The organism is Streptomyces sp. NRRL F-5135 (genome assembly GCF_000719775.1).
Lineage (GTDB): Bacteria > Actinomycetota > Actinomycetes > Streptomycetales > Streptomycetaceae > Streptomyces > Streptomyces hebeiensis.
Genome location: NZ_JOHR01000009.1, coordinates 104629 through 128359 on the forward strand (window position 1 = coordinate 104629; position 23731 = coordinate 128359).

Annotated in this window: 13 protein-coding genes, 1 tRNA gene and 3 pseudogenes; 11 read left to right on the top strand and 6 right to left on the bottom strand. The window is 72.1% G+C overall.

Annotated features, from left to right (window positions below):
• Window positions 1-169: 169 nt before the first annotated feature.
• A complete protein-coding gene (locus IG02_RS36510; protein ID WP_078854561.1) occupies window positions 170-754 on the bottom strand; it encodes a single-stranded DNA-binding protein in 585 nt (194 codons plus the stop codon).
• 322 nt (window positions 755-1076) lie between these two features.
• Between IG02_RS36510 and IG02_RS36515 the strand changes: the two genes are divergently transcribed.
• The 4 genes from IG02_RS36515 to IG02_RS42875 are packed head-to-tail and all read left to right on the top strand — an operon-like array spanning window position 1077 to window position 10334.
• Complete coding sequence (locus IG02_RS36515; protein WP_063756803.1) at window positions 1077-2954, top strand: TIGR02677 family protein; 1878 nt, start codon at window positions 1077-1079, stop codon at window positions 2952-2954.
• Window positions 2951-4498, top strand: coding sequence for a TIGR02678 family protein (locus IG02_RS39445; protein WP_078854562.1), 1548 nt, complete (start codon window positions 2951-2953; stop codon window positions 4496-4498). The genes IG02_RS36515 and IG02_RS39445 overlap by 4 nt, the downstream gene beginning before the upstream one ends.
• Window positions 4495-8784 carry a TIGR02680 family protein gene (locus tag IG02_RS0117445; protein ID WP_051765190.1) on the top strand — a complete coding sequence of 1430 codons (4290 nt, stop codon included), beginning with the start codon at window positions 4495-4497 and terminating at the stop codon, window positions 8782-8784. The genes IG02_RS39445 and IG02_RS0117445 overlap by 4 nt, the downstream gene beginning before the upstream one ends.
• A complete protein-coding gene (locus tag IG02_RS42875; RefSeq protein WP_420707764.1) occupies window positions 8781-10334 on the top strand; it encodes a TIGR02679 domain-containing protein in 1554 nt (517 codons plus the stop codon). Before IG02_RS0117445 ends, IG02_RS42875 begins: the two co-directional genes overlap by 4 nt.
• A 38-nt stretch (window positions 10335-10372) precedes the next feature.
• On the opposite strand, the gene IG02_RS36530 is transcribed toward IG02_RS42875, so the two are convergent.
• Together IG02_RS36530 and IG02_RS0117465 are read right to left on the bottom strand one after the other, a co-directional pair.
• Complete coding sequence (locus IG02_RS36530; RefSeq protein WP_078854563.1) at window positions 10373-12064, bottom strand: YfjP family GTPase; 1692 nt, start codon at window positions 12062-12064, stop codon at window positions 10373-10375.
• 562 nt (window positions 12065-12626) lie between these two features.
• Window positions 12627-14234, bottom strand: a complete 1608-nt coding sequence (locus IG02_RS0117465; RefSeq protein WP_030748269.1) for a dynamin family protein — start codon at window positions 14232-14234, stop codon at window positions 12627-12629.
• A gap of 312 nt (window positions 14235-14546) precedes the next feature.
• Between IG02_RS0117465 and IG02_RS0117470 the strand changes: the two genes are divergently transcribed.
• Window positions 14547-14619 (top strand) — tRNA-Arg (locus IG02_RS0117470).
• Window positions 14620-14832: 213 nt separating this feature from the next.
• On the opposite strand, the gene IG02_RS0117475 is transcribed toward IG02_RS0117470, so the two are convergent.
• Window positions 14833-15507: a tyrosine-type recombinase/integrase gene (locus IG02_RS0117475; RefSeq protein ID WP_234314788.1), complete on the bottom strand. Its 675-nt coding sequence runs from the start codon at window positions 15505-15507 to the stop codon at window positions 14833-14835.
• 107 nt (window positions 15508-15614) lie between these two features.
• Between IG02_RS0117475 and IG02_RS36535 the strand changes: the two are divergent.
• The 4 genes and pseudogenes from IG02_RS36535 to IG02_RS0117500 all read left to right on the top strand — a co-directional run.
• A pseudogene (locus IG02_RS36535) lies at window positions 15615-16764 on the top strand (IS1380 family transposase); the annotation flags it as partial.
• Window positions 16765-17236: 472 nt separating this feature from the next.
• The gene (locus IG02_RS0117490) at window positions 17237-18343 is read left to right on the top strand and encodes a hypothetical protein (RefSeq protein WP_030748279.1); all 1107 of its coding nucleotides are present in this window, start codon (window positions 17237-17239) and stop codon (window positions 18341-18343) included.
• A 27-nt stretch (window positions 18344-18370) separates the two neighbouring features.
• Entirely contained in the window at window positions 18371-20560 is a 2190-nt protein-coding gene (locus tag IG02_RS0117495) for a hypothetical protein (RefSeq protein WP_030748282.1), read from the top strand.
• A 202-nt stretch (window positions 20561-20762) separates the two neighbouring features.
• Window positions 20763-20969: pseudogene (locus tag IG02_RS0117500) on the top strand (transposase); the annotation flags it as partial.
• Between the two features lie 6 nt (window positions 20970-20975).
• Here the strand turns inward: IG02_RS0117500 and IG02_RS0117505 are convergent.
• The gene (locus IG02_RS0117505) at window positions 20976-21815 is read right to left on the bottom strand and encodes an enoyl-CoA hydratase/isomerase family protein (protein ID WP_030748288.1); all 840 of its coding nucleotides are present in this window, start codon (window positions 21813-21815) and stop codon (window positions 20976-20978) included.
• Window positions 21816-21910: 95 nt separating this feature from the next.
• On the opposite strand from IG02_RS0117505, the gene IG02_RS0117510 reads away from it, so the two are divergent.
• Both IG02_RS0117510 and IG02_RS0117515 read left to right on the top strand, forming a co-directional pair.
• Window positions 21911-22270, top strand: a complete 360-nt coding sequence (locus IG02_RS0117510; RefSeq protein WP_030748291.1) for a winged helix-turn-helix transcriptional regulator — start codon at window positions 21911-21913, stop codon at window positions 22268-22270.
• A 127-nt stretch (window positions 22271-22397) separates the two neighbouring features.
• On the top strand, window positions 22398-23204 hold the full coding sequence (locus tag IG02_RS0117515) for an IS3 family transposase (protein WP_078854564.1): 807 nt from the start codon (window positions 22398-22400) through the stop codon (window positions 23202-23204).
• A gap of 39 nt (window positions 23205-23243) precedes the next feature.
• On the opposite strand, the pseudogene IG02_RS0117520 reads toward IG02_RS0117515, so the two are convergent.
• Window positions 23244-23651 (bottom strand): annotated as a pseudogene (locus tag IG02_RS0117520) (transposase); the annotation flags it as partial.
• Window positions 23652-23731: the final 80 nt, after the last annotated feature.

The following is a 23731-nucleotide window of genomic DNA, read 5'->3' on the forward strand; positions in this document are numbered from 1 at the left end:
TAGGCGTAAATCCTATGGACGGCGCGAACCACCATCGCTCGGTCGAGCCCGCGGGGCCCGTTCCGAATCGGAATCGTTACCGACACGCCGAGGCGACCCCGGAATAGGACTGGCAATATCGACAAACCTTCACAACTGCGCGTCACCGCACGGCCGTCCGTCCGGTCGCTCACGCGAGCACCCCTACCGGCTCCACGACGGCCCCGGGAGCGCGCGCCGCGTCCACGGCCCAGCCTCCCGCGGGACCCTGGCCCGCGCTCCGGTCCGGCTCGGGCGACCGCTCCCGCGCACGCGCCGTCGGCTCCGGAGGCCGCTCCTCCGGACGCCGGCCCGGCCCCTCCGCCTGCCCCTGCCTGTCCGTAGCATTTTCATGACGCTCGGTCAGAGCGGGAGCGGCCCTGGTCGGACGCCTGAACGCGGATGTCCCCCGGGTCAGGTCGTGGCCCGCCGCCACCGCGTCGATCTCGACGGACGTCCGCCGCTGCCCGTCCCGTTCGTCCTCCCGCACCCGCAGCCGGCCGTGCACGACGAGCGGCTCGCCGACGGAGACCGACGCGGCCAGATTCGCTCCCAGGGCCCGCCACGCCCACACGGTGTAGAAGCTCGTCGGACCGTCCGCCCAGACGCTCCGCCGACGGTCCCAGCGACGCCCTGTCACCGCGAACCTGAACCGCGCCACCCCGCCCGTGGCCGACTCCCTGAATTCCACGCCGGTCGCGACATTGCCCACCAGCGTCACCACGGTGTCGTTCATAACTCGTCCACTCCCCCTCCGGGCCGTTGCGTTGACTGGTTCCATGCTGGCTCAAGCGGAGGAATCGGGCTGAAGCCTGTGCATTACTCGCCAGTTGTGGAAAACGTCGTCACCCGGCCGAGGAAATACGCGGAATACGCTCCTGTTCCCCGCCATCCCGGACCGTACCGGCGGAGTCTCCCCTCCCCGGTCCCCGCCGTTCTCCGGTCCCCGCCGCTCCCCGGTCCCGGCCGTTCCCCGGTCCCTGCCGCGCTCCCGCCCCACCGGCAAAAGCGCGCATCATGCATGGGAACGGGCCGGGTTCGGGGAGGATGCACGGACGATGACATCTCAGCCGATATCCCGGCCGACGGCCGCGAAGCCGCCGGCGTCCGGCCCGGGGCGTGCCGACTACGCCGCCTTCGCGCATCTGACCGCCCCCAATGCCGCCCTGTACCGGCAGGTCATGCACGCCTTCCTCGACGCGAAGGAGCGCTTCGCCGTGCACCTGCGCCCCGAGGACGTACAGGCCGCGCTGCCCGCGCGGTACCGGCCGGCGGACGTGGAGACCGTGGCCAGGACGCTGGACCGGCTCGTCGAGTGGGGCAATCTGCGGGCCGATCCGGACACCGCGCGCGTCACCGCGGTGGAGGACTTCTACCGCAAGCGGTTCATCTACCAGCTCACGCGGGCCGGTGAGGCGGCCGAGGCCGCTCTCGGCACGTACGACGAGGCCCTCGGGCGGCGCGGCGAACTCCAGGCGGTCGCGCTCCACGACATCGTCACCCAGCTGCGGGCCTTGCTGGTGATCGCCGCGGACGAGGAGCCCGACCCGGCCAAGGCGCACCTCGCGCTTTCCGCGCTGACGGCCCGGTTCGCCGCCCTCGCGGACAACGCCCGGGCCTTCATGGGGTCGCTCCAGCGCACCATCGACCTGCACGACGTCGAGGTGGAGGCGTTCCTCGCGTACAAGGACCGGCTGATCCAGTACCTGGAGCGGTTCATCCAGGACCTGATCACGCTCGGCGGGCGCATCGCCGGACTGATCGCGGAGCTGGACGGCACGGAGGGCCCGGCGGACTCGATGAGCTCGATGAGCTCGATGAGCTCGGCGGGGTCGGCGGGGGCGGCAGGGCCGTCGAGGGCGGCAGGGGCGGCCGGGTCGACAGGGCCCGCGGGAGTGGCAGGGGTGGCGGGAGTGGCAGGGGTGGCGGGTGCACGGCCCTCGCCGGAAGACCGGTCGTGGGGGACGGGCGGGCGGATCGATCCCCTGCTGCGGCTGGCCGCCGCCCGCGAGGCCACCGACGCCACCCCCGAGGAGGCGGCGGACGCCGAGGCGGCCGCCTACGCCAGGTGGCGGGACCGCTGGGCGGGGCTGACCGACTGGTTCGTGTCCGGGGAGGGGCGCGAGTCGCAGGCGCGGCTGCTGCGCGGCCGGGCGCTGGGGGCTATCCCCCAGCTGCTGGCCGTCGTACGGCAGTTGAACGAGCGGCGGGCCGGGCGTTCGGACCGCTCGGCCGACTTCCGTACGCTGGCCCGCTGGTTCGCCGAGGCTCCGGACGACGCGACGCGGCACCGGCTGTGGCGGGTCGCCTTCGGGCTGCACTCCTCCCGCCACCTCACCGTGGACGCCGACACCCTCGCCGAACGCAGGGCGGAGCCGATACCGGCCGCCACCCCCTGGGCCGGGGCGAATCCGCTGCGGATCAGTCCGCAGCTCCGCCGCACCGGCAGCTACGAGCGGCGCGGCAAACCCCGCCGGGTGGCGGACCGGAGCGGGGCCAGAGCCCGGCTCGCCGAGATCGCCGCACACCAGGCGCGCCAGACCGCCCGGGCCCGGGCCCGGCTCGCGACCGGGGGCGAGATCCGGCTGTCGCGGCTCGGCGAGCTGGACCCCCTCGCCTTCGACCTGTTCCTGCGGCTGCTCGGCGACGCGCTGGCCACCTGGCGGCCGGGGATGACGACAACCATGACGACCAGCGGCGACGGTTCGATGGAGATCCGGCTGACGGCTCTGGACGACGGCGCGACGGCCGAGATCCGCACCCCGGGCGGGGTCTTCCGGGGCCCGGACCACCTGGTGGAGATCACCGACCTCGCCGCCGGCCGGCCGGAGCCGGCGAACCACCCCGGACCGGCCTCCGGGCCGGCGGGCCGTCCGGGAACGGCGGACGTCCTCGAAACGGAAGACCGCGTCAGGAACGAAGGAGCGGCTCCATGACAACGCCCCTGGCCGAGGTCCTCGACGGCCAGCGCGCCGCCGATGTCCAGCGGGCCGCCCGCGCCCTGCTCAAGGAGCCGCTGCTGACCGCGGACGGCCCCCGCGCTGACGAGTTCCGGCTCGTACGGCAGCACGCGACCGAACTGCGGGAGTGGTTCGAGCGCAACGCGGGCTGGTCCCTGGGCGTGGACGCGGAGGCCGCCCGGCTGCGCAAGACGCCCGGAGTGCTCTCCGATGCCACGCACCCGGCGCGCGAGGCCACCAGGACCGCGCTGCCGTTCACCCGCCGCCGCTACGTCCTGCTCTGCCTGGCACTGGCCGTGCTGGAGCGCGGCGAGGCACAGGTCGCGCTCGGCCGACTGGCGGAACAGGTGGTGCTCGCCGCGGCGGACCCGCACCTCGCGGCGGCCGGCGTCACGTTCACGCTGGAGCGGCGCGACGAACGCCTCGACCTCGCGGCCGTCGTGCGGCTGCTGCTGGCGCTCGGTGTCCTGCGGCGCGTGGCCGGTGACGAGGAGGCGTACGTGAACGGGGCGGGTGACGCGCTGTACGACGTGCGGCGCCGCGTGCTGGCCGGCCTGCCCGCGACCCGGCGCGGCCCCTCCATGGTCGCGGCCGAGGAAGCGGCGGACCTCAAGAGCGGGGATCAGCACGGCGAGGAGCGGTACGGCGATGAGGAGTACGGCAGCGGGGAGGAGCGGCACGGCAGCGGACAGCGGCACGAGCCGTACGCACAGCGACCCGGCACGCGCGCCCGCCCCGGCACCGCCCCCCGCCCCGGCACCGACGCCGACGCCGAGGGCACCCAGGTCGCCCCCGTCTCCGCCGTCCCCTCGGAGCGCTTCGACCAGCGGCTCGTACGCCTGACCGCCGAGACGGCGCTGGACAGCGACGAGCTGAGGTTCCGGGCGATCCGCTGGAAGCTGACCCGCTGCCTGCTGGACGATCCGGTCCTCTACTACGACGAACTCACCGACGGCGAACTCGCCTACCTGACCCGGCAGCGCGGCTTCATCACCGCGAGGATCAGCGAGCTGACCGGCCTGGTCGCCGAGGTCCGGGCCGAGGGCATCGCGATGGTCGACCCGCTGGACGACCTCACCGACGTCCGCATGCCCGAGCAGGGCACCCACGGCCACATCACCCTGCTGCTCGCCGGGTATCTGGCGGCGGCCGGCCGCGCGGTCGAACCGGCGGAGCTGGAGCGGCGCGTCCGGGAGCTGGCCGCGGAGCACGGCGGCTTCTGGTCGAAGGCGGCCAGGGAGCCGGGAGCGGAACCGGAACTGGTCGAGCGGGCCGTGGAGAAGCTGGTGGCGCTCGGCCTGGTGACCCGTACGGAACGAGGTGTCCTGCCGCGCCCGGCGCTCGCGCGGTACGCGGTCGGTGAGCCGGTCGTTCGTGCGCGCGGCTCCCGACAGGCCCGCAAGGCCACAGATCCGGAGCCGAAGCCAGAACCGGAGCCGAAGCCAGAACCGGAGCCGGAATCGGAGCCACAGAGAGTCACAGAGCCACAGAGCCAGAGCGAAAGGCGATACCCCCGTTGACCGCCCTCCCCAGCCCCGCGCCCGGCCGGTGGCGTCCCCTGCGCATCGGGCTCGTCGACCTCTTCCACTACGACGCGGAGGAGTTCTGGTTCCGCGACGGCCGGCTGCTGCTCCGGGGCAACAACGGCACCGGCAAGTCGAAGGTGCTGGCCCTCACCCTGCCCTTCCTGCTGGACGGCGACCTGTCGGCCCGCCGGGTCGAGCCCGACGGCGACCCGGGCAAACGGATGGAGTGGAACCTGCTGCTCGGCGGCGAGCACCCCCATCCCGAGCGGCTGGGCTACACCTGGATCGAGTTCGGGCGGCTCGACGAGGCGACGGGGCAGGCTCATTTCCGCACTCTGGTCTGCGGATTGAAGGCGGTCGGCGGGCGCGGCATCGCCCGCCACTGGTTCGCGGTCACCGAGCAGCGGATCGGCGCCGGCCTGAGTCTCCTCGACGCCACCGGGACCCCGCTGTCCCGGGACCGGTTCGCGGAGGCGGTCGCCGGGCGGGGCATGGTGTACGACACGGCGAAGGCCTACCGCAGAGCGGTCGACGAGGCGCTGTTCGGCCTGGGTGAACGCCGGTACGCGGCGCTGGTGGACCTGCTGATCCAGCTGCGCCAGCCGCAGTTGTCCAAGCGTCCCAACGAGGCGGCACTGTCCCGCGCGCTGACGGAGGCGCTGCCGCCGCTGGACCAGGCGGTGATCGCCGACGTCGCGGAGGCGTTCCGCTCGCTGGACGAGGAGAAGGAGGAGCTGCGGGCGGCGACGGAGGCCGAGCGCGCGTCGTCGGCGTTCCTCGACCACTACCGGCGTTACGCGCGGATGGCGGCGCGGCGCAGGGCCCGGTTGCCACGCAGCGAACACGCCCGTTACGAGCACCTCCAGCGCGAGCTGGGTGACGCACAGGCCCAGCGCCTGCACGCGGTCGAGGACCGGGAGGCGGCCGAGCGGCGGATCACGGAGCTGGACGAACGGGCCACCCGGCTGGCCGCGCAGGAGGCCGCCCTGCGCGCCGGGCCCGAGATGCGTGACGCGCGCGAGCTGGACCGGGCGGCGGCCGACGCCGGGCGTACGGCGCGGGAGCTGTCCCGGGTCGAGGACGACCGCCGACGGGCGGTCGAGGACCACACCCGGGCCACCGGCCGGCTCGGTACGGCGGAGAACCGGCTGGCCGCCGCCGAGCGGGCGCTGGCGGAGCTCCGGGACGCCCTGCGCGAGGCCGCCGCCGCGGCCCGGCTGCCCGAGGAGCCGCGTACGCCCGACGGGACAACCACCCGGGCGCCCCACCGGACACCCGATCAGGAGACCGGCCAGGCGCCCGACCAGGAGACCGGCCAGGCGCCCGACCGGACGCCTGATGATCAGGCATCCCATCAGGCGTCCCATCGGACACCCGGCCAGGCACCCCACCAGGTACCCGACGAGGTCTCCGAGACCGAACTCCGCCGCCGGGCACGGGAGGCGACCGACCGCAGGCTGCGCACCATCGAGCACTTGGAGACGCTGGCGACCCGCGCCGAACAGACGGAGGCCGAGCGCCGGGCCGCCCTCCGGCGCGCCGACGAGGCCGAGGAGGACGTCTCCCACACCGCGCGCCGCCGGGCGGAGGCGGCGGAACGCGTGCGCGGCGAGGCGAGCGCCTTCCTCTCCGCCGTACGGACGCACCTCACCGGCTGCGCCGAACTGGCGCTCCCCGACCTGCCCGGCCTGCTCGACGTGACGCAGGACTGGGTGCGCCGGCTGGACGGCCCGAACCCGGCCCGTACGGCGGCCGACGCCGCACACCGCGCGCTGACGGCCCGGCTGGCCGACGAGGCCGCCGTCCTGATGCAGCGGGCCTCCGTCACCCGGGAGCGGCGGGCCGGCACCCTGCGCGAGCTCACCGCTCTCGAAGAAGGGGGACAGCGAGGCCCCGAGGCACCCCGCACCCGCACCCCCGGGGCCAGGGACGACGCGGTCGGCGCGCCCCTGTGGCGGCTGGTCGACTTCCGTACGCATGTCACCGCGGCGGAACGCGCGGGCCTGGAGGCCGCGTTGGAGGCGTCCGGGCTCCTCGACGCCTGGGTACGCCCCGACGGCGCCGCGATCAGCGCGGACACCCACGACGTCCTGCTCGCCCCCTCCGCCGCCGTCGGTGGCCCCAGCCTCGCCGACGCCCTGCGTCCGGCGGTCGACCACGGTGACCCGCGTGCCGTCGCCGTGGGGGAGAGCACGGTGGCGCGGGTGCTGGAGGCGATCGGGCTCTTCAGTGACGGCGGCTGGCAGAGCGGCACATGGGTGGCGACGGACGGCCGGTTCCGGGTCGGGGAGCTGACCGGGAGCTGGGCCAAGGAGAGCGCCGAGTACGTGGGCGAGGGCGCCCGCGAGGAGGCCCGCCGGGCGAGGATCGGCGCCGCGCGGGCCGAACTCGCCGGGCTGGAGGGTGAACTGGAGCACCTGACCGCCGCGCACCACACGGTGGCCGGGCGCCGGCGCGCCCTCGACGGTGAGCTCGCCGCCCTGCCCGACGACGACGCTCTCCGGCACGCCCACGCCCTGGCCTCGGCCGCGGCGGACGCGGCGCACCGGGCGGGCACCCGCCGCGGTGAACGCGCCACCGAACTGGCCGAGGCGGCCGGCAGGGCGGAGAAGGCGGCCGTGGAACTCACCACGGCGGCCGCGGACATGAACCTGCCCGCCGACCGCGCGGGCCTCGCCGCCGTACGCCAGGCCCTGGCCGACCACACCGCTCTCCTCGCGGCTCTCTGGCCCGCGCTGCGCGAACGGGGCGACGCCCTGCGAGCCGTGACGGCCGAGCGGACGGAGGCCGGGCGGACCGACGCCCGGCTGGCGGAACTCACCGCGCGCGCCGGGGAGGCGGCCCGCGAGGCCGCCGCCGCGGACGCGCGCCACGCCACCCTGCGGTCCACCGTCGGCACGGCGGTCGCCGAACTCCAGCGGCGGCTGGCGGACACCGCGCGGGAGGCCCGGGAGTGCGTGGAGGAGCAGAAGCGCGCCAGGGGCGCGTACGGCGAGGCGGACCGGCGCGCCAGCCGCGCCGAGGGCCGCATCGACCGGCTCGGCGAGGACGTCACCGACGCCACGGCCGCCCGGGAGCGGGCCGTCGCCGCCCTCCAGCGGTTCGAGGCGACCGGGCTGCTCGCGGTCGCCCTGCCCGAGCTGCCGGTGCCGCGTACGGACGGCACGCCCTGGGCTGCCAGGCCGGCGATCACGCTGGCCCGGGCGATCGAGGCCGAACTCGCCTCGGTCGACGACTCGGACGGCGCCTGGGAGCGGGTGCAGAAGCGCCTCAGCGAGGAGTTCGGCAAGCTCCAGGACGCGCTGTCGCGGCACGGACACACCGCCTCCGCGCACCCGGGCGAGGACGGCATGCGGGTCACGATCGTCTACCAGGGGCGGGAGCGCGCCGTACCGGAACTCGCCGGGGCGCTGGCCGCCGAGGTGGGCGAACTGACCCGCATCCTGTCCGCCCACGAGCGCGAGGTCCTGGAGACCCACCTGATCACGGAGGTCGCCGGCACCCTCCAGGAGCTGATCGGCACCGCCGAGCGGCAGGTGCGCCTGATGAACGACGAGCTGGCGGAACGCCCGACCTCCACGGGCATGAGGCTGCGCCTGGTGTGGCGTGCCTCGCGCCAGGCCCCGCAGGGCCTCGCGCAGGCCCGGGAGCGGCTGCGCCAGTCGGCGGACGCCTGGTCGCCCGACGACCGGGCCGCCGTCGGTGAGTTCCTCCAGGCGCAGATCGCGCGCCGGCAGGCCGCCGACAGCGGGGGCAGCTGGCTGGAGGACCTCACGGCGGCGCTCGACTACCGCGCCTGGCACGAGTTCGGCGTCGAACGCCACCAGCACGGCAAGTGGGTTCCCGCGACCGGTCCCGCCTCGGGCGGGGAACGGGTGCTCGCCGTGTCCGTACCGTTGTTCGCCGCCGCGTCCTCCCACTACGCGAGCGCGGCCGGGGAGCACGCCCCGCGCCTGGTGACGCTGGACGAGGCGTTCGCGGGGGTGGACGACGACTCCCGCGCCAAGTGTCTGGGCCTGCTGCACGCGTTCGACCTGGATGTGGTGATGACCAGCGAGCGCGAGTGGGCCTGCTACCCGCAGGTCCCGGGGATCGCCATCGCCCAACTCTCGCGCGTGGACGACATCCCGGCGGTTCTCGTGACCCGCTGGGAGTGGGACGGTACGAGGCGGCTGCGCGGTACGGATCCCACGCCGGTGCCGGATCAGGAGCCGGAGCGGGGCCCGGATGGCGCCGGGACCGGTACCGGAGCGGGAGGTCAGGAGTCGCTGTGGACGTGAACGGCGGCGGGAACGACGATGCGCGCGCAACCCCCCTGACGGCCCTGCCGGCCCCGAAAGCCCCGTCAGTCCCGGCAGCTCCGGCACACATAACGGGTGAGTCGACTACGACGCCGGCACCCGGCGTCGTAGTCGACACGGACCGGCTCGTACGGCTGCTCGGCCGTCCCGAACTGTCCTGGCTCGTGGACCGGATCCGGGACCGGATGGCACGCGGCCGGCCGCTCACCGGCGTCCTCACCCTGAGCGCGCCGCGACAGACCCAGCGAGAGGCGGTGGAACGCCTGTTGGGCCGGGCTCCGCGGGGCGGTCGCTCGCTGACGGTCCGCCTCGACGCGCTGGACGGCGTCCTGCGTCACTCCGGCATCAGCCCGCAGGGGCTCGCCGCCGCCGTGGTCGCTCTCACGGGCCCGGTACGGCCGCTCGCCGAAGAACGGGAGGCGGAGGACAGGGAGTGGGAAGAGGCGTACGCGCCGCTCTCAGCGCTCGGCCCCGCGTACACCGACTGGATCCGCCGGATACGCCGGGACGGGCTCGTACGGCGGCTGGCCCGTTCCCCGGGCGCCGCCGGGCCGCTGCTGCGCGATACGGCGAGGGTCCTACGGGCCCTGCCGGCCGCGCCTCCGACCTCCCTGGCCGCCTTCGCCGCGCGGGTACTGGGCCGCTCCCACGCGCTGGACGACGGTACGCCCCTGGCCACGCTGGTGCTGTCCGCGATCCGCGCGCTCGGCGGCTTCCCGGACGGCACGGGAGCCGAGTGGCGCAGGGAGGCGTGGGCCTCGGCCGGCCTGCTCAAGGACGATCTCTCGTCGACGGTGCTCGTGCTCAACGTGCGCGGTACGCCCGTACTGGACGCGATGGCGGACGCGGGCGAACCGGCCGTCCTCACGCTGCGCCACCTGGCCCGCCACCTCACGGGTCCGGGCCAGGGCCCGACCGAGGGGGCCCGCGCAACCGGCGGCGCTCAGGTGCCGGAAGACGTTCGCGCGACGGAAGACGTTCGCGCGACGGATGGCGTACGCGTGACGGATGGCGTACGCGCGACAGGCGGCGTGCCCGTGAGCGACGGCGTACGCGTGACGGACGGCGCGCCCGTGACGACAGACGTGTACGTGTGCGAGAACCCCGCCGTGCTCTCCGCCGCCGCCGACGCGTACGGTCCGGCCTGTCCGCCCCTGGTGTGTCTCCAGGGCCAGCCATCGGCCGCCGCGCTCGTCCTGCTGCGGCACCTGTCCCACGGGGGAGTCCACGGCGGAGCCCACGGAGGAGCCACGCTCCACTACCACGGTGACTTCGACTGGGGCGGGCTGCGGATCGCCACCGCGCTGCGGCGTGCCGTGCCCTGGACGCCGTGGCGCTACGGCGCCACCGACTACCGCGCGGCCGCCGCCGCGACGCCCGGCCCCGACCGGCTGTCGGGCCCGCCCGCCGAGTCCGCCTGGGATCCCTCCCTGGCCGCCGCCCTCACCGAACTCGGCGTCCGGGTGGAGGAGGAATCGGTACTGGACGATCTGCTCGGCGACCTCGGCCGGCCGACGACACGACCGTGACGTGGGGCCCGTGACGTGGGGCCCACCGTGAAACGGCGTCATCCGTTTCCGCCGGACACCGTCACGTACTGCTCCCGCACCTCCCGGTACCGCATCAGCTCCGCGGCGATCGGATCGAGCACCCGCGCCCGTCCGCACCCCGCCGCCGCCTCGCGCAGCCGCCGCTCGGCGTCCTGCCCGTACCGCCGTGCCGGCCCCCTGGCCGCCGCGCCGCAGGCCCACTCGACGAGCGGTCCGCCGACGATTCCGGCGGACATCACCAGCACGGGCGGCAGGAGCCCCGGTTCCAGGACGCCGAAGATCTGGCCGACCAGCCAGAGCGCGCCGAAGATCTGGAGCAGCGTCATCGACGCCTGGGCCAGGACGGCGGCCGGCCACCAGGCGGGCCGTGGCGGCCGGCCGTCCGGCGCGCCCGCGGGCGCCGCCGCTCTCGCCGCCAGTTCGTCCAGTGTCTCGGACAGCCCTTCGGCGCCCCGTACCGCCGCCTCGCGCACGGAGTGTGCCCACGGCGCGGGCAGCCCCGCGGACGCCTCCTCGGCCACCGTGCGCACGGCCTGCTCCACCCGCTGCCGCGCCGTCAGTTCCTCCTCCACGACCGCCGGGGCCTTCGGGGGCCGGCCGCCGGGCACGCGGGACCGCTCGTAGAAGCGCCACAGCCGCAGCCACGGTGTCCCGCAGGCGCGGCCGGCGTTCCTGCGCCATTCGCGTTCCGCCGCCTCACCCGCCGCCACCGCGCCGACGGCCCGGGCCAGCCGCTCCAGGAACTGTTCCCGGGACCGTTCCCCGAGTCCGGCCCGTCCCTCGGCGACATAGGCGGGCCGGAGCCGTGCCGCCGCCGCGTCCACGTCGGCGGAGAGCCGCCGGGCGGGGGCGGCGCGCTCCTGGACGAATCGCGCGAGCAGTTCCCGCAGCTCGCCCACGCCCTGCCCGGTCAGCGCGGACAGTCCGAACACCGTGGCTCCGGGCTCGCCGTGCTCGCCGAGGGCCATCCCGTCCTCGTCGAGCAGCCGGCGCAGGTCGTCCAGCACCTGGTCGGCGGCCTCACCGGGAAGCCGGTCGATCTGGTTGAGCACGACGAAGGTGACCTCGGCATGCCCGGCGAACGGGCGCAGATAGCGCTCGTGCAGCGCCGCGTCGGCGTACTTCTCGGGATCCACGACCCAGATCACGGCGTCGACCAGCGCGAGCACCCGGTCCACCTGCTCGCGGTGGCGGGCCAGCGCCGAGTCGTGGTCGGGGAGGTCGACGAGGACCAGGCCGTGCAGCTCCTCGGCACCGTCCCCGCCCGCGAGCGGCTTGCGCCGCAGCCGCCCGGGGATGGCGAGCCGGTCGAGCAGTCCCGCGGCCCCGTCGGACCAGGTGCAGGCGATGGGTGCGGAGGTGGTGGGCCTGCGCAGGCCGGTCTCCGAGATGGGCACGCCCGCGATCGCGTTGAACAGCGTCGACTTGCCGCTGCCGGTGGCCCCCGCGATGGCGACGACGGTGTGCCGTGAGGACAGCCGCTGCCGGGCGGACGCCTCGTCCAGGACCCGGCCCGCCTCGGCGAGGATGGCGCCGTCGAGGCGGGCCCTGGACAGTCCCACCAGTTCGCCGAGCGCGTCGAGACGGGCCCGCAGCGGGCCTTCGTACGTCCCGCCGATGGGCGTGTGCGCGTCGGCCCGGCCGTCACGCGGCCGCTCCGCCCGCCGCGTTCCCCCGAGGACGGCCAGGTCCCCGCCGTCGTCGGTCATGACCGCCCGCGGGGGTACGCGGCGGGCGATGAGCCCGTCGTTCCAGGAGCCGGTGGAGAAGGAGACGGGCTCAGGGGCAAGGCCCTCATCGGCCGGTACCGGGCCGAATGAGGCGCCGGATCCGGGCGTGGCGACTGGCCCGGGTGGGGCGCCGGATCCGGATGGGGCGCTGGAGCCGGGCGAGGCGCCGGATGCGGCTGGGACCACGGGTCCGGCGGGGGCGACAGGCACGGCAGGAGCGACAGGCACGGCGGGGGCGACAGGCACGGCGGGAGCAACAGGTCCGGCGGGAGCAACAGGTCCGGCGGGCACGGGGCGCGCGCCGTCCTGTACGCCACCGGGTCGGCCACCGGCGCCGGAACCACCCTCCCTGCCCACGGCGGGGCGTGGCGGCGCCCCCTTCGTTCCCACCTCACGGACCTTTCCGGCCTCACTGATCTCACTGATCTTTCCGGCCTCACGGACCTCACAGACCTCTTCGGCCCCTCCGGCATCCCCGGCCTCCGGGGTCTTCGCGCCGCCGTCATCCACGGCGGCGGAGGACGTGTGCGTCATCCGGCTCTCACCTCTCCTTCTGTACGACGGACAGCGCGGCGATCAGCTCGGCCTGTGACTCGGGGGTCACGCCGAGCGCGTCGAGGGGCGCCAGCCGCCGGTCGCGTTCCGTGTGCAGCACCCGGTCGATGTACGCGGTCACCAGCTCGCCGCCCCGGTCACGCAGCCGTACCGCCGCCCGGACGCCGATACGCTCCGCGAGCCGCTGCCCCGCCTGCCGTGCCCGCCTGCCGCCGAGCAGGGACGCGGCGAGCAGCGCGGCCACGGTCTCGGGGTCGGGCGCGGGGGTCCGCTCCAGCTGCCGTACCTCCTCCTCGGCCAGTTCCTCCAGGACCCGGCGCCAGCGGCGGACGGCCATCCCGACCCGTTCCGGCGACTCGCCGTCGGGCCCGGGGCCGCCGAGGACGCGGGCCGCGGCTTCGCCCTCGCAGGCCGCGGCCAGCCGCTCGTCCGCGGCGGCGACCGCGCACTGCAACAGCGCGCCGAGGCTCTCCACCAGCGAGTCCAGCAGCTCGCGCGCGGTGCTGTCCCTCGGGAAGGCCCGCCAGCGGGTCCGGGCGTCCCCTGCCAGTACGGCCCCCTGCTGGAGCTGGCGGCGCACCCGCTCGCCCTCGGCCGCGTACGCCTCCTCCACCGCGCCCGTCAGGCGTACGGCGGCGGCGTACTGCGCCGAGACGGCCCCGGCGAGCTCGGGCATCCGTACCCGCAGCGAGTCCATGACGCCGGCGGCGGTCCGTACGACGGCCTGCTGGCGGGCGGCCGGGTCCTGGACGCGGTGCGCGAGCCAGGCGAACAGCGGCGCCACGGCGGTGGTGGGCAGCAGCCCGGTCCCGCCGCCGGCCGACTCGGGCAGTTCCGGGATGGTGAAGCGGGGCACGTCACCGAGGCCCGCCCGGCGCAGCAGCGCGCCGTACTGCCGCGACACCTCGTCGATCACCTGGTGCGGCACCCGGTCGAGCACGGTGACGAGCGTGGCGTCGTACTCCTTCGCGGTACGCAGCAGGTGCCACGGCACGGCGTCCGCGTAGCGGGAGGCGGTCGTCACCATCACCCACACGTCGGCGGCGCAGATCAACTCGGCCGCCAGCAGCCGGTTGTCCACGACGAGCGAGTCGATGTCCGGGGCGTCGAGCAGGGCCAGCCCGCGGGGCAGGGCGGCGGCGGTCTCGACGCGCAGCGCGTTCTTCTCCGCCTCCTCCGCGCCGTGCCCGCCCGCCCCCTCGGCCGCCTCGTCATCTTCCTGCTGGGGCAACCAGACGCGGGTGAGGTGCGGCAGTACCCGCATCCCGGCGAACCAGTGGTGGTCCTCGGGGTGGCAGACGAGAACGGGCGTCCGGGTGGTCGGCCGCAGCACCCCCGCCTCACTGACCCGCCGTCCCACAAGGGAGTTGACGAGCGTGGACTTTCCGGCCCCGGTGGACCCGCCGACGACCGCGAGGAGGGGCGCCTCGGGGTCCCTGAGCCTCGGCAGCAGATAGTCGTCGAGCTGTGCGAGCAGCTCGGTCCTGGTCTGTCGAGCACGCGGAGCCCCGGGAAGCGGCAAGGGAAGACGCACGGCCGCGACACGGTCGCGCAGTGCGGAAAGTGCGTCGATCAGCTGAGGCCGTACGTCCAAGGTCACCACATGCGAAGAATGCCCAATTTTGAAGCCTTTTTGAAGCGTATGGGTGCCTCTGCGCGCCGATTAAGCGCACAGGACAGACGGGACGAGTGGGGCGCAGGCATAACGACTGCACAACACCCGGGGCGCCAGGGGCCAAAAGCGATGCACGAATCGCACCGGCCTGCGATTATCGGTTCGCTTCACTGAACCTCCACAACGTGCCACGCACGTGAAGCAACCGGGCCAAGGTGATCGGAGCCCTATCCTTGACCCGTCAAGGCAACGGAGCCACCATCCGGACTCCGGGCCACACAGGCACCACCGGCCCCCGTAGCTCAGTGGATAGAGCAGGCGCCTTCTAAGCGCTTGGCCGCAGGTTCGAGTCCTGCCGGGGGCGCGTCTACGCGCGATGCGAAGCCCTCCTTCGGGAGGGCTTTCTCGCAGGTCGAAGTCCGGTTGGCACCGGCAAAAACCGGACTTCTACGGGTGGTCGTCCCACATACGTCCCACAGAACCAGAGGGCGCGAACCGCCCATCCCCCCTCCGGGCACAAGGCAAAGCGGCTTCGAGACCCCCTCGCGGGGCCCGAAGCCGCTCTGCGCTCCCTGCCTTACCTTGCCGAGACCTTCCCTCCAGCTCTCGCCGCAGGGACAACCGCCTTCGGAAGCTCTTGGGCGCTTTCGACGCGCCGTAGATAGACGGCCTGTTGACCGACGATGCAGCGGGCGTAAATGGCCTGCAGAACCGGCACGCTGTTGCCTGCCCACTCAGCGACCTGTGCGTGCGGGATGCCCTCGTTCATCCAGGTCGTCAGGCAGGTGTGGCGCAGATCGTACACGCGCTTTCCTGTGGGCGCCTTGAACTCGTGGTCGGACAGGAACTCCTTGCGCGCATTCGCCCAGACTCGCCGGAACACCGACCCCGCGAGCATGCCGCCCCGTTCGCCTGGGAGGAGAAGGCCAGCCGGCTTGAGGTCGTACTCCTTGATGATCTCGCGAAGGATCACAACAAGGGAAGGGTGGATGGGCACGAGGCGTGTGTCGCCTTCTCCCCGCCCCTTGAGGTCGCGTTCCTCGTGCACGTCCCCGGTGTCGGTCCACTGACTGCCGACCTCGGGTTGGGCCTGATGGACGAGCAACTCCCCCCAGCCAGTTTCCGGCAGCGTGGCGTCACTCACGCGGAGGGCAACGGCTTCCTCCGGGCGAAGCGCCGCGTAGTAAATGGTTGCGAAGAAGGCTCGATAGAGGTGTCCGCGACGAGGTCGCTCACCTATCCAGTCCAGCATCTCCGCGACTAGCCTCGCGCTTTCATGAAGGGGGCTGTCCGGCAGGCGGTCAGGAAAGCTGAAAGTGCCCCTGACCAGCAAGAATGAGGATTGTCGAGGTCCATGTTCTCGCGGACGTGGCGATGCTGCGGTGCGAGCCGGCCGTCTTCGGCCCGGTCGCCTCCGACCCGACCATCTCACGCCTGATCGACACCCTCGCCGCCTCCGGCGACAAAGCCCTGCATGCCATCCGGTCCGCACGGTCTGAAGTCCGCCATCGTGCCTGGTCGTTGGCGGCAAGAACGCCCCGGACGCCGACGGCCAGGTCGTCATCGATCTCGACGGCGTCCTCGTGATCGCCCACTCTGACAAGGAGGACGCAGCGGCGACCTGGAAGAAGACCTACGGCCATCACCCACTGACGGCTTTCGTCGACCACGGACCGGGCGGAACCGGTGAGCCGGTCGCCGCCCTCCTCCGACCGGGGAACGCCGGCTCGAACACCGCTGCCGACCACATTGCCACCGCCCAGCCGGCCCTCGCCCAGCTGCCGAAGAAGTACCGGCGAGGGCGGCAGACGCCGATCCGCACGGACTCCGCCGGCGGAACCCACGACTTCGTGTCCTGGCTCACCAGGCGAGGCCGATGGCTGTCCTACTCGGTCGGCATGGTGATCACCGAGGCGATCCACGAACACGTACTGCAGATCCCAGCCTCAGCCTGGACCCCGGCCGTCGAGACCGATGGCGAGGCCCGTGACGGGGCCTGGGTCGCGGAGCTCACCGGCAAGCTCATGGACGGCTGGCCCAAAGGCATGCGACTGATCGTCCGAAAGGAACGACCCCATCCCGGCGCCCAGTTGAGGATCACGGACGCGGACGGCATGCGGATCACGTGCTTCGCGACCAACACCCCAGACCGGCCGATCGCCGAGCTCGAGCTCCGTCACCGGCTGCGGGCCAGGGCCGAGGACCGGATCCGGGCCGCCCGGTCCACCGGCCTGCGCAACCTGCCCCTCCACACAACAGCCCAGAACAAGGTCTGGCTGGAGATCGTCCAGATTGCCCTCACCTGCTGGCCTGGATGCCCATGCTCGCCCTCACCGGCAAGGCCCGACTCTGGGAACCCCGCCGACTGCGGTTCCGCCTGTTCTCCGCAGCCGCACAACTCGTCACCACCGGCCGCCGCAGAATCCTCCGCCTCGCCCAGCACTGGCCCTGGACCAGGGAGATCACCGCCGCCCTCGAACGACTCGCGCTCCTGCCCACCCCTGGCTGACCAGCAACTCTCCACCCTCCCGACGACAACATCACCCGCCCCGGGCAGTGGAACCCGGCGCCCACCCGACGCGACAACCGCGCCGCCGGCCTGCCCACCATCAGCTCCGGAAAGAGAAAGGGTCCACCGACTTCGTCGCCGGACCCCCGCGAAAGATCGAGGTTGGAACATGGCGTGCATGTCCGTGACGTGGTGGTGATGTTGGATCACTCGTTCTACTGCTTCCCTTCGATGATCTTGCGGATGTCGGTTCGCAGGAGTGGTTGGAGGGACCGGATGATGAACTCTTCGAACGACCACTCGACTGGGGCCCGGATGTGCGTCTGCTTCCTGGAGCGACTCCAGCGCGACGAGCGCGCGATCCGGGGTTGTGAGGGCTTGGAGGATGGTCGTCAGGCCGTCTCGGACGTGACTGTCGGCCGGTGATCCTCGTTGGTTCACCGACCACCCATGCGAGGTACGGAGGGCACAAATGACGCTGGGCCAGGGCATCTTTGTGGCGGTCGTCACAGCTGTGGTGGGCGTGCCCTTCGCGAGCCTGATCGCCGGCTGGGGGTTCGGGAACACGGGACCGGAAGCGAGCCCGCCCCGGGGCGGCGGATCCGCCACGGACGTCAAGCGCGTCACTTTGGACAAGGACACGGCGAACACTCGCGACGGCTGGGACGGCGAGGCGACCCTGGGCTGCTGCGTCGCCCTCGTCGTCGCCGTGGCCGTCGTGCTGGTGGAACTGGCGGTGGCCGACCCAGGGCCGAACGATGGCCATGTCCGGGCGGTCGCCACCATTCCGGTGCTGATGGCGGCGGCGGTACCGGTCCTGCGATACCGCAAGGGCGCACGCGGTCTGTTGCTGGCGGTGCACGCGTCGGGCGCGCTGGCGCTGGCAGCGGCGTGTCTGAGCGTCTCCGCTTTCGTCACCGGACCGCCGCCCTACGCGACGGGCTGGATTCTGCTCGCCGTCGTCGCGGCAGGTGTGGCCACCACGTCCGTCCTGGCCCTGGTCCGGGCACAGGTGACGCTCACCGTGGTGCCGGTCGCCGTCGCCGTGCTGGTCGCCGTGTTCGGCGCGATCGCGCACTCCGTGTACGACTCGCCGGGCTACGCCATGCGCTTCGGGTACCCCGTGCGCATGCCGTTGCCCTCCCATTGCGTGGTGGGCGAGGGGATGGGGTGCGCAATCACGTGGGACGAGGCTCAGCACGGGTCGTCCCCCGCCTTCGCCCAGGGTCAGGTGGTCGCCGTCCACTTCAGCCCGGAGGGCAGGGACCGTTACGGGCGTTACTACCGGCTCGGTGGCTTCTACAAGACCGGAGACGACAACGACCCGACTCTGGTCTTCCTGGACACCCGGGCCGTCGGGGACGACGCGTACGTGACCCTCGGCTACCGGGCCGACTCCTTCACGCCGTTGGGGCGGTTGCGTCTGCCGGGGCTGATGTGGGGGGCCCTGCCTCTCCTCCTGTGCCCGCTGGCGCTGCATCTGTTCCTCGTCAGGGACAGGGCGGCGCAGCCGCTGCGGCGCCGGACGCCCGGTGCCGGATGGGCGGCAGCGGTGACTCGGCACGGCGAGCGGGTGTGAGCGGTGAGCACGGAACAGGCAGCCATCATGAGGACACGTCGCTCCGGCCCCCGCGCCCGGGCCCTCCGGTCCGGTGCCGCCCTGCTGACGGCGGGCGTCCTGGCCGCCGGCCTGCTGACGCCTTCCGCGCAGGTGTCGAGTGCGGCAGCCGCGAGGCTGCCCGTCGCCGCGTCGCCGGCCGACCCGGGACGCGAACACTCGGAGATCGCCCGGAAGGTCATGGCGGACCCGCTCGGCCGGGCGGGCATGGAGGCCCACGAGTCGCTCCACGTGGAGGACGGCGGCCGCAACCTCGCGATCATCTGGTTCGACGTGACCGACTTCCCCCGCCACGTCTACCGGAGGATCACCAAGCAGTTCGACAACCTCGACTTCAGTATCGGATTTCCTGGCAGCAGGAGGAAGGCCGACCGGCGCCGCTACGAAGGGCGCGGAAGAGTGCTGCGTCACGCGGGAAAGGAAGCGCTGTTCGAGCGCCTGGGGATGTCGCCGGACCGAACCGTCCTGGAACTTACTGCGGTCAACGTTCCGGTGAGCCGTGCGGAGGGGGCGTACGACGCGGCCGGAGTGCATTCGGAGGCCCTGATCTACGAGAAGATCCTGCGGCCGTTCCTGCGGGAACTCGGTCTGTCCGCCGGAGAGGTCGACACGCTCCTGGGCAAGGCCGTCGGGGGATTCTCCGACCGGGCGCGCTGTCCCGCATGCCACAGGATCACGATCAGGATCCCCGCGGACAAGTTCGCGTCGATCGTGTCCTACGACCCCAAGGAGAAGCCGGAGCGGACGAACCGGGTTGGTGCCATCATCGCCAGCGGTACGAAGATTGTCAGGGAGTACAAGGGCGAGCAGGAGGCCAAGGCCAAACAGGCCATGCCGGTGAGTGGCGGCTCCGCCACCGACTGCGTCTCGAAGAAGGCGGGCAGCGGCCCCCTGCCCGTCATGGCGATGACCCTGCCCCTCGCCGCCGCGGGCGACTGCGGTGAGGGCGGGAGCAGGGTCAGTTCGGGGGCTCTCGGGCGGGCTCTCGAAACCCCAGCCGGGGCCGACGCCTACGGCGGTGTGGACTTCTCCACCCTGGAGATGCGGTATATCTCCGACGGGCTGGACGGCCTCAGCTATGCCTACTCCGGTACGACGCTCCCCGACGAGTACCAGCAGGACCCCGGCCTCGGCGCGCGGGTCGTCCAGGATTTCGGCACGGATCTGCGGACCTGGCTGGCACTGGACCCGCAGAAGTTCTGGGTCAATCTCAATCCCGCCGAACCGGACCGGATCGTCGACGCCGCCCTCGGACGGACCAACGCCGGCCGGGTGATGCTTGAGGCCGACCTCCAGATGAAACGGACGAAGGCGAAGATCCTTCACCCCGATGCGGAAACCGGAAAACGCTTCTGGCGGGACATCCGGCCGTCTGCAAACGGTTCCCTCTGCCTCTCCTCCCGCATGTGGATCGTGCCGGGGAAGATCGAGGTCCATGAGAACGGCGAGGCGCTGCACATCCTCGAAGCGCCGCTCGACGTGAAGACGGAGTCCCTGAACGTCGACGACCCCGACGCGGGGTCGTGCGACACCGACCCCGTGGCCGACGCCCACAACGAGAACCTGGAACGGACCCTCGTCCTGCCCGAGATCAGGAAGGCGGTCAACACCGCACCCGAGTACGCGCCCCTGCGCCGGGCGTTCCTGGCAAGGATCATCGCCCAGTGGGTCAGGAAGCGTCACCAGCAGGGCCACCGGACGTCCTTCGACGGTGTGATCGACAGCGAGGAACCGGGTGAGTCCACACACGGTGGCCGGAGCCCCAAGGATGTCTTCGACGACTACGTCCACTCCTACCGGCACAAGGAGTTCGATGTCACCCGCAGGACGACCGAGGGACGGGTCACGCGCGTCACCCGGTACGTATACGGCGGCGCGGACTTCACCCGGGTCGATCTCACCACTGTCGGGAAGGTGGACATGCGCGAGCGGTACCCGCAGTTCGTTGAATCCGCACAGGCTTCCGTCGAACGGCAGGTGACCGCCGCCGACGGTTCCGTCTGGTTGGGTGGTTCGACCATCCCCGCGGAGGAGGGTTTCTGGAGCAGCCTCAAGGACGACGCCGTCCGAATGACGGGCGGGAACGGTTTCGTCCTGTCAATGACGGCTCTCGTTCTGGGCGGACTTCTCCTCAAACTCCGCAGCCGTCTGCGCCGGCGCGGCCGGCCCTCCGCCTGACCAGTCCCACCGGCGCCGTTCGGCTGGGTCCCGGGCTGCCCCGGGACCCAGCCGCATGACGTGCCGGACGTTGCCTAGCCTCGCGCTTTCATGAAGGGGGCTGTCCGGCAGGCGGTCAGGAAAGCTGAAAGTGCCCCTGACCAGCAAGAATGAGGATTGTCGAGGTCCATGTTACAAATACCGCCGACTCGTCTGGGACCTCGGCGTGAAACCGCTGATCGCCCGCCGTGGCACCGAGCACGGCTCCGGCCTGGGCACCCAACGCTGGGTCGTGGAGCGCGCGTTCGCTCACCTGCACTGTTTCCGTCGACTGCGGATCCGCTGGGAGATACGCGACGACATCCACGAAGCCTTCCTCACCCTCGGATGCGCACTCATCTGCTGGCGACGCCTGAAGGCATCCCGGTAGGAGTGCTCAGGTGATGTCGTCGACAAGAGCCTCAAGGTGGCGCTCTCCGTCGCGGGTGTGCGCGCCGGCGGCCAGTGCAGCCTTCGCTAGGCGGGTTGCAGCGGGCTCACTGAAGAGTCCGCTGAGAAGCTCGTCGGCCTTCCTCAGGCCGTCGGTGGTCGACTCGGCCGCGGTGTCGACCGCTTCGGTCGCGGCGCGGGCGACGCCCGGCGGCAGAGCGGCGATGCGGGCGGCGAGAGTATCGACGACGTGGTCGAGTTCGGTGTCCGGCACGGCCCGGTTCGCCCATCCGATCCGTTCCGCGGTCGCGGCATCGATCAGCTGCCCGCCAAGGATGATCTCCAGAGCGCGTGCGCGACCCACGAGACCGGGCAGGTATGCAGTGCCCCCCGCGCCCGGGATGATTCCCAGTCGGCACTCCATCTGGGCCATTCCGGCGCGCTCGAGCGATGCGAACCGCATGTCCATCGCGGACAGCAGTTCCGCACCGCCGCCGCGTGCCAGTCCGCGCAGCTTGGCGATGGTGATCTGCGGCAGCGACCGGATGCGTTCGTGGAGCCGCATCATCGGGTTGAGGGACTGGTCCTGGTCGGGTGCGACGGGGAGGGCAACGAACGCCGCGGGGTCGTCGGCAGTCGTCATGTCGCCGTGCGCGACGAAGAAGTCCCGATCCGCGCTGTCAAAAACGATCACCCGGATGTCGTGGTCGCCGGACATGGTGTCCGCGAAGCGGTCCAGGTCCGTCATCAGGGCGGCATCGAGCAGATTGACGGGAGGGTTGTCGATCACGACGTGCGCCACGCCGCTGGTGAGAGAGATCTTGAGGGTCGAGTACGCGTCAGTCATGATTCCCGTTCCGCTGTCAGGTCATTAGGTATCTGATGTATATCTAGTAGTACGGATACACTTCAACGAAATCAGGTATCGCGAGGGAGACCGACGTGCCCGAAGTGGAGCTCAACGGCGACGGCCGGCAGCTGCTCGACCAGGTCTTCGACAAGTGGTCCTTGCTGGTACTGGCCGCATTGTGCGACCGTCCCCGACGCTTCAACGAACTCCGGCAACACATGCCCGCTGTCACCCCGAAGTCACTGACCGCATGCCTGCGACGACTGGAGCGCAACGGCATGGCCGAGCGAGCGGTCGTATCCACGGAACCGGTGGCGATCGAATACCGCATCACTCCCCTGGGCCGAACCCTTCGGCCCCCTGTGCACGCCGTACTGGAATGGGCCGTCGGCCACCTCGACGCGGTCGAAGCCGCCCGCTGTCACTACGACAAGCGACGTGCGGACAAGTGACATCCCGGCGTGTCCAGCGCAGGACGGTGCCAGAACCCCCAACTCGTGATGCCGAGCCGTTCGCTGTGTGCGGCCAGGGTCAGACCCGTACCAACGATCGCCCAGCCGATCCGGGCCAATAGCCAGGATGAGCTCGGCCCTCGCCGCACCATCGCGACACCCTGGGCGAACTGCTGCTGCTCGACAGCCACTGTCGCCTGAAAGGCATTCCGTCAGGAGTTCTTATGGCGTCCGCCGGATCACCCGCGCACTGCGGCGCAAGGGCGTCCACGTGGCCCGCTGCACCGTCGAGCGGCTGATGACCGAGCTGGGCCTGGAGGGCGTCATCCGCGGCCGGCGGCGCCGCACCACCGTGCCGGAGCCGTCGGCACCCAGGCCGCCGGACCTGGTCGACCGTGACTTCACCGCGAGCCGGCCCGACCAGCTCTGGGTGGCCGACATGACCTATGTCCGTACCTGGACGGGCTGGGTGTACATGGCGTTCGTCCTGGAGGTCTTCTCCCGGACGATCGTCGGATGGCAGGTCGCAACCCACATGCGAACCGAACTCCCGCTGGACGCGCTGGAGATGGCGCTGTGGCGCAGACGGATCAAGAAGGGCTCCGGACTGATCCATCACAGCGACCGCGGCTCGCAATACGTATCCATTCGCTACACCGACCGGCTCGCCGGGATCGGCGCCGCTGCCTCGGTCGGCTCCGTCGCAGACAGCTACGACAACGCGATGGCCGAGGCGCTCAACGGCACCTTCAAGGCCGAGCTGATCGAGATGCAAGGGCCATGGCGGGACTTCGACCAGGTCGAGCGGGCGATCTTCCAGTGGGTCACGTGGTACAACGAAGAACGCCTGCACTCCGCACTCGACTACGTATCGCCCGCCGAGTACGAACGCGACTGGTGGCGACAACAGGGAACCACCCCGCAGTCCGCCTGAAACAAGACCGCCGGACTCTACGAAAGTCGGGGCAGCTCAGTTCTTGCTGCCCGGCCGTGCGCGGTCGACCGGGCTGGGACCGCTTTTGGGCCCCGCCGGGCCGCGCGGACGTGCGAGGAATCGATCACCGCCCGCTCCCAGTCCAGCTGGTTCCTGGACCGCAGCTCGTTCAGCAGCAGCTGGTGGAGCTGGTCCCATACGCCGGCCTCGTTCCAGGCCGCAAGGCGCCGCCAGCAGGTCATGCCCGAGCCGAAGCCCAGCTCCTGGGGCAGGTACTCCCATTGGATGCCGGTGTGCAGGACGAAGAGGATCCCGCACAGCGCCTGCCGGTCCGGCGCCCGTGGTCTGCCCTCGACTTTCTTCGGACCCGGCTTCGGCAGCAACGGCTCTACCAGCGACCGCCAGTTCATCCGACACGATCCACGGCCGCGACTGACGATTTCCCATACTCGGACATACGAGTAGAGAGGCCGACAGTCTCATGATCAGCAGCTTTTGTTAGAGCCAGTAAGCCGCACAACCAGCCG

Coding starts and splice junctions, on each gene's coding strand:
- IG02_RS36510 (WP_078854561.1), bottom strand. CDS start 754: ATGAACGACACCGTGGTGACGCTGGTGGGCAATGTCGCGACCGGCGTG.
- IG02_RS36515 (WP_063756803.1), top strand. CDS start 1,077: ATGACATCTCAGCCGATATCCCGGCCGACGGCCGCGAAGCCGCCGGCG.
- IG02_RS0117515 (WP_078854564.1), top strand. CDS start 22,398: ATGAGCTCGGCCCTCGCCGCACCATCGCGACACCCTGGGCGAACTGCT.
- IG02_RS0117475 (WP_234314788.1), bottom strand. CDS start 15,507: ATGCTGGACTGGATAGGTGAGCGACCTCGTCGCGGACACCTCTATCGA.
- IG02_RS0117505 (WP_030748288.1), bottom strand. CDS start 21,815: ATGACTGACGCGTACTCGACCCTCAAGATCTCTCTCACCAGCGGCGTG.
- IG02_RS0117495 (WP_030748282.1), top strand. CDS start 18,371: ATGAGGACACGTCGCTCCGGCCCCCGCGCCCGGGCCCTCCGGTCCGGT.
- IG02_RS36530 (WP_078854563.1), bottom strand. CDS start 12,064: ATGACCGACGACGGCGGGGACCTGGCCGTCCTCGGGGGAACGCGGCGG.
- IG02_RS39445 (WP_078854562.1), top strand. CDS start 2,951: ATGACAACGCCCCTGGCCGAGGTCCTCGACGGCCAGCGCGCCGCCGAT.
- IG02_RS0117490 (WP_030748279.1), top strand. CDS start 17,237: ATGACGCTGGGCCAGGGCATCTTTGTGGCGGTCGTCACAGCTGTGGTG.